The following is a 609-nucleotide window of genomic DNA, read 5'->3' as shown; positions in this document are numbered from 1 at the left end:
TCTTCTCTGGATAAGTGGATCTCTCAACATAATGCCTCCGGTTCATTCAAAGAAGCCGATAACCGAACACCGGAAGAAACAGAATTGGTAAAGCTCCGTAAGGAACTCAAACAGTTACAGATGGAGAATGATATTTTAAAGCAAGCTGCGCTGATACTAGGACGAAAGTAAATGTGATTCGGAACAACCAGCACAAATACTCGATATCAGCAATGTGCGACGTCCTTCAATTGCCTAGAAGCACTTATTATTATGAAGCGAAAGAAAGAAAATCCGAAGATGACATCACTTCCGACATCATCGAAATATTTCATGAGAGCCGCCAAAACTATGGAACTCGTAAAATTAAAGTGGAATTAAAGAAACGTGGACTAGTTGTTTCCAGAAGACGAATTGGTCGGATTATGAAAGAACAAGGACTCGTGTCCACCTACACTGTGGCTCAATTTAAACCCCATTCGAAGAAGGTTAATGAATCGAGCCAGGCTAATGAACTGAATCGAGAATTTAATCAGGAAAATGAGTTGAATGCGATTGTAAGCGACTTAACATATGTAAGGGTCAATCAAAAATGGCAATACATATGTGTGTTTGTTGATCTCTTTAACA

Annotated in this window: 1 pseudogene; it reads left to right on the top strand. The window is 39.2% G+C overall.

Annotated elements, in window-relative coordinates:
- Positions 1–609 (top strand): annotated as a pseudogene (locus tag LQ216_RS20250) (IS3 family transposase); the annotation flags it as partial.

Origin of the sequence: Bacillus sp. CECT 9360, assembly GCF_918741275.1 — a bacterium.
Lineage (GTDB): Bacteria > Bacillota > Bacilli > Bacillales > DSM-1321 > Peribacillus.
The sequence above is the reverse complement of the archived record's forward strand: the minus strand, read 5'-3'. Positions and strand labels throughout refer to the sequence as shown.